Consider the following 5,625-nt stretch of genomic DNA (forward strand, 5'->3'; position numbering starts at 1 on the left):
CGACTGTGGCACTGCCATTCTTGGCCTTTTCTGCCGAGGCACTGCCATTCGTGGCTGTTGCTGAGCCACCTGAGCCACCGGAACCACCGCTACCGCTAGAAACGGAACCTGCATCGCCGCCACTGCCGCCGTTACCGCCGTTACCGCCGTCACCGCCGTTACCGCCAGTGCCACCGCTACCTGAACCGCCGTATCCCTTGCCACCTTTACCACCGGCTGCGCCGTTAGCAGAACCAAAGTTGCTGGCATTGTTGCCGATGCCGAAGATCTTATTGCCTGTCACTGTGCCAGTCAGTTCAACCTTGGCAATGGCCTTGCTGGTATTGAAGGCGTTGTCGAAGCTGGCGGTAGCCGATCCGCCGTTGTTGGCCGCCGCTGTCCCTTGACCCTCGGACTTGGCGCGACCCTTGTTGTCGCGGTTGTCACCAGCACTCTTGTCGTTATCCTGATCAGAGTTATTGGTGGTGGCGGTGGCACCATTGTTCGCTGCGGACGCCTGATCCTTTGCCTTGGCATCCCCACCGTTGGCCTGGCTGTTGTCGTTGGTGGTCGTGGCAGTGCTGCCGTTGTTGGCCGACGAAGCCTGATCCTTCGCCTTGCTACCCCCAGTGTCGTTCTTGGTAATCGTCTTGGTGTCTGTCGAACTGTCGGTTGCAGTCGAATATTCATTCGCATTAACCTTGCCTTGTTGATCAGCAGTGGCAGTTGCCGTCTGCTGGAAGGCCGCGCCCGCGCCCGATGTCTGAGTCGCATCAACCGATTTCGCAGCCGGTTGTTCCGTGGTCGTTGCCGGCCCCGGATTCTGCGTTACTGTCGTAGCGTTGTTGGTCGGGTTCGCCCATGACGCACTTGCCCCGAAAGCAAGCGCAACCGCTGTCGCTATAAGAGTCTTGTTCATTTGGTTTCTCTCCTGTTGACTAAAACGCCGCCCCATGCTGCGTCTTGCGGGTATAGCTAAGCATTCTTTGTGCCACCCCATCAGAATAAGTTTACGTTGTTGTTTGATCAGTATATTTTCAATTAGTGGCAACGTCGATGGTGGCTCTCGACGACTAAAGTGTAACTCTGGTGAAACAGGCACCTCGGACGATGACGACGCAGTTCGTCCTCTCCATGTCTCTTCTTCGAAATACTCAATGCAATTAAACAATTACATGCCAATTTTGAGTGTAAATCCATTGGGACAGTGGTTGTCGCGGCCCGAGGAACGACATTCATGCCAACGCGCAAAGCCACCTGACCGGGCGGGAATGGCGAAGTGGACGACTTGCCTGTTGACAGTCGGCGGCTTGCTCGAATAGCCAATGAAACAAGGGTTCCGGCCTAACCATCGCACTTCTGGCTCCCAGGAAACGACCAGCATGAATACGGAATCGGCATCCAGTGCCCGCGCTGACACCGGTGACGAACTCTGCGCTTGTCGAAATATTTTACAGTCCTGCCGAACGTCTATTCAGCACATGGAAATCGTTGAATTCAGCGGCTTCGCACGCTACTTGGAGGCTGTGAAGAATTACGCGCAACCACCGCAGAGACTCAAAGGAGCATAGGTTTCGCGCAGAAATTCTTTCAGGCAAAGTGCTATTTGCTGGTCACAAGGACGAACAACAAACCTTTGGCAAGCTCGATTCGTCCCTCCATCACCGGGTCGGCGACGCTGAATGATGGCAGGGCGCCAGACACCAGAATCCACAGGGCGGCCAAAGCTGCGTAAAGAAAGATGACACGAGCGGGGGTAATCCGCCGGGTTGTGGAAGAAGGCTTAAGTAGCTGGTTCATTGGTCTTTTGACGTCGATACCAAGCACCCATCATACACTTGGGCTCATTTTTCGCCGTACAATGATCACGGCCCACACGATGACAGACGACGCCCAAGTTCAACGCAGAAGATCATAGCCCCAGATCCTGCCACAGTGCGTCAACCCGCTGCTTCACCTCGGAGTCCATGACGATCGGCGTTCCCCAGCCGCGGCTGCTTTCGCCGGGCCACTTGTTGGTGGCGTCGATGCCCATCTTGCTGCCCAGCCCGGCGACCGGGCTGGCGAAATCGAGGTAGTCGATCGGCGTGTTTTCGGCGATCAGCGTATCGCGCGCCGCGTCGACGCGCGTGGTCATGGCCCAGATGACTTCCTTCCAGTCGCGGATATTCACATCGTCATCGACCACGATGATGAACTTGGTGTACATGAACTGGCGCAGGAAAGACCAGATGCCGAACATCACGCGCTTGGCATGGCCAGGGTACTGCTTGCGGATGCTGACCGAGGCCAGGCGATACGAACACCCTTCGGGCGGCAGGTAAAAATCGACGATCTCCGGAAACTGCTTTTGCAGCAGGGGCACGAAGACTTCGTTGAGCGCCACACCGAGCATCGCCGGCTCGTCCGGCGGCTTGCCGGTATAGGTGCTGTGGTAGAACGGGTTGCGACGCATGGTAATGCGCTCGATGGTAAATACCGGAAACGGCGCCTGTTCGTTGTAGTAGCCGGTATGGTCGCCATAGGGGCCTTCAAGCGCCGTTTCATCCGGGTCGATAAAACCTTCGAGCACGATTTCGCTTGATGCTGGCACCTGCAGGTCCGAGCCGATGCATTTCACCACTTCCGTCTTGGCGCCACGCAACAGGCCGGCAAACTGGTATTCCGAGAGGCTGTCCGGAACCGGCGTCACGGCGCCGAGAATGGTCGCCGGATCGCAGCCGATCACCGTTGCCACCGGGAAAGGCTGGCCGGGATTCTTCAGGCAGTGATCGCGGAAATCGAGTGCGCCGCCGCGATGCGCCAGCCAGCGCATGATCACCTTGTTCGGAGCAATGACCTGCTGCCGATAGATGCCGAGGTTCTGTCGTGTCTTGTTCGGCCCGCGCGACACGGTAAGGCCCCAGGTAATCAGTGGCGCCACATCGCCCGGCCAGCAATGCTGGATCGGCAGTCGCGACAGATCGACGTCCTGGCCTTCCCAGACGATCTCCTGGCATAGCGCCGACGACACAACTTTCGGCGCCATATTGAGTACCTGCTTCAGGATCGGCAACTTGTCCCAGGCATCCTTCAATCCCTTCGGAGGCTCGGGCTCCTTGAGGAAGGCGAGCAGTTTGCCGACCTCGCGCAGCGCTTCCACCGACTCCTGCCCCATGCCCAGCGCCACGCGCTTCGGGGTGCCAAAGAGGTTGGCCAGCACCGGCATCTTGTGCTCCCTGGGCTTCTCGAAGAGAAGCGCCGGCCCGCCGCCGCGCAGCACGCGGTCACAGATTTCGGTCATCTCCAGCCGAGTGTCGACTTCAACGCCAATGCGCTTGAGTTCGCCGATGCTTTCCAATTGTGCGATGAAGTCTCGCAGGTCGTGATAACGCATAGAGGGGAAACCGATGCAAGGATTGTGGAATGAAGATTATCCTTGATCCGACGCTTATCGGGGAATCCACTCGTGCAACTCAACTGAGCTCACCGCACAAGCGCAGATCGCGGATCGCCTGTTACATCTTTACGGCCGAATCAGAGAACTCGCCGCGATCCCGGCAAACACGCTGGCGCCGATCCAGTTGTTATGCAAAAAGGCCTTGAAGCACTGCGCCGGATCACGCGTCCTGATCAGCGTGAAATGATAGCCGGCGATACCTGCCGCCAATACCAGCCCGGCGTAAAACGGCCAGCCAAGTCGCAGGCCGTATCCGATCCAGCCGATCAGGCCGAGGGCCACTGCATAACAGAACATGACAGCCGGAACATCGCAACGACCAAAGGTGATCGCCGAAGTCTTGATGCCTATCTTCAGATCGTCGGCCCGATCGACCATGGCGTACTCGGTGTCGTAGGCGATCACCCAGAAGATGTTGGCAAGCAGCAGCCACCAGGCTTCCGCCGGTACGTGGCCAAGATGCGCCGCGTAGGCCATCGGGATACCGAAACCGAATGCCACGCCGAGGTAGGCCTGTGGAATCGCCAGGAAGCGCTTGGTAAAAGGATAGCTCGCGGCAAGAATCAGCGCGACAACCGACAGCCCGACAATCAGCCAACTCCTCAGCGGCAGGATCAGACAGAAGGCGCTGATAACCAGCGCCAGGAAGAGGATCATCGCCTCCTTCACCGACACCGTGCCAGCCGCCAGTGGACGCGCCTTCGTCCGGGCGACATGCGGGTCGAACTCACGATCGGCGTAGTCGTTGATCACACAACCGGCCGAACGCATCAGCACCGTTCCGAGTACGAAAATCCACACCACCACCCAGTTGGGTCTCCCTTGAGAGGACAGCCATAGACCCCATAGTGTCGGCCAGAGCAGCAGCAGGATTCCGATCGGCTTGTCGAGGCGCATGAGCTTTTCATAGCAATCGATGCGTTCGCGCAGTTGGTTTGTGTTCATGAGGAAGGCAAAGATGAAGAGCCAGGCATCCCTACGACCCGGGGATGTTCGTTATTGTCCACTGGCTCTGTCGTCGATGGAGCGCTTTGCCACCCGCTTTTCAGCCCGCTTTGCAGCCCGCTTTTCAGCTCATTTCGCCGCAAGGTGGCCTCGGCGATGCTGGTCCGTATCCGCGCCGTGTGCTGCGCGCGCTCGCCACGATAGAAAAGGTTGAAGGCCTCGAAGGGAATCAGCCGACCATCGGGTTGCGCGATGTGTATGCAGGACTTTTTCAAAGCGCGCAAATCGAGGTTGTGGGCATCCATGAACTGCACGATCAGCACGCGGAAGACGTTTTCATAGGACAGCCGCGGCGCATCGATGCGAGGCAGACAACACAGCAGATCGGACAGGCAACTGGCCTGCCCTTGCGGCGACAGATTGGTCGAAAAGAGGCGGAACACCTGTTCTTTCAGAGCCGGATCGCGCTCGAAAACGATGGTGTTGTGCGGCCCTGCGAGCAGCGCCTCGGGGCCGATGTGGCGGGTCAGCGGTTGAACGTCATCGCCCAGCCGCAGGGCATAGCCCATGGCCAGCGTATCCGGGTTGCACGGCACCGGTACGATATCTTCCAGACTGAATACGCCCGACTGTTCGGCAATGCGCCGCCGCAGTTCGCTCACCGTCAGCCGGCGCTGCTGCGCGCCCGGCTGCGCATCCAGCCCTTCGTTTCGACCAGCCGACTGCTCTGGTTGCAAGGTGACGCCGCGCACGCAGCGCCAGTTCAGCGCATGACGGATCACCTCGCCGATTTCGTCTTCATTGACGCCGCGCCGCACTGTCATCACCAGCGTTGTTGAAATGCCGTGTGCTTCGAGCTGTTCGAGTGCGCGCCGATGCAACTCCGCCAGGCTGGCACCGCGCAGCGTTTGCAGCGCTTCATCGCGCAGCGAATCGAACTGCAGGTAAATTTCCAACCCCGGTTTGTAATCGGCCAGCCGCGACACAAACTCCGGCTCACGAGCGATGCGCAGGCCGTTGGTGTTGACCATCAGATGGCGAATCGGTCGTGTCCGCGCAGCATCGAGAATGGCGAAGAAATCGGGATGCAGCGTCGGTTCGCCGCCGGAAATCTGCACCACGTCCGGCTCGCCTTCATTGGCCACCACGGCGTCGAGCATGGCCTCGACCTCAACCAGTGAGCGATGGGCCAACCGCTCGGGGCCGGATTCGGCGAAGCACACCGGGCAGCGCAGATTGCAGTGTTCGGTAATCTCGATCAG

Annotated in this window: 4 protein-coding genes and 1 pseudogene; all 5 read right to left on the reverse strand. The window is 58.9% G+C overall.

The genetic code is table 11. From position 1 onward, the window contains the following. A pseudogene (locus tag PROAA_RS18225) lies at positions 1 to 1,030 on the reverse strand (hypothetical protein); the annotation flags it as partial. Positions 1,031 to 1,581: 551 nt separating this feature from the next. Then, positions 1,582 to 1,779 carry a hypothetical protein gene (locus tag PROAA_RS18230; protein ID WP_186412714.1) on the reverse strand — a complete coding sequence of 66 codons (198 nt, stop codon included), beginning with the start codon at positions 1,777 to 1,779 and terminating at the stop codon, positions 1,582 to 1,584. 112 nt (positions 1,780 to 1,891) lie between these two features. Further along, on the reverse strand, positions 1,892 to 3,355 hold the full coding sequence (gene ubiD, locus PROAA_RS18235; RefSeq protein ID WP_186412715.1) for a 4-hydroxy-3-polyprenylbenzoate decarboxylase: 1,464 nt from the start codon (positions 3,353 to 3,355) through the stop codon (positions 1,892 to 1,894). 129 nt (positions 3,356 to 3,484) lie between these two features. Beyond that, entirely contained in the window at positions 3,485 to 4,363 is an 879-nt protein-coding gene (gene ubiA, locus PROAA_RS18240; RefSeq protein ID WP_186412716.1) for a 4-hydroxybenzoate octaprenyltransferase, read from the reverse strand. After that, the coding region (locus PROAA_RS18245) for a radical SAM protein (protein ID WP_186412717.1) at positions 4,360 to 5,625 on the reverse strand (1,266 nt) is incomplete at its 5' end. The genes PROAA_RS18245 and ubiA, both read right to left, overlap by 4 nt.

This window comes from Candidatus Propionivibrio aalborgensis (assembly GCF_900089945.1).
In the GTDB taxonomy this organism is placed as follows: Bacteria; Pseudomonadota; Gammaproteobacteria; order Burkholderiales; family Rhodocyclaceae; genus Propionivibrio; species Propionivibrio aalborgensis.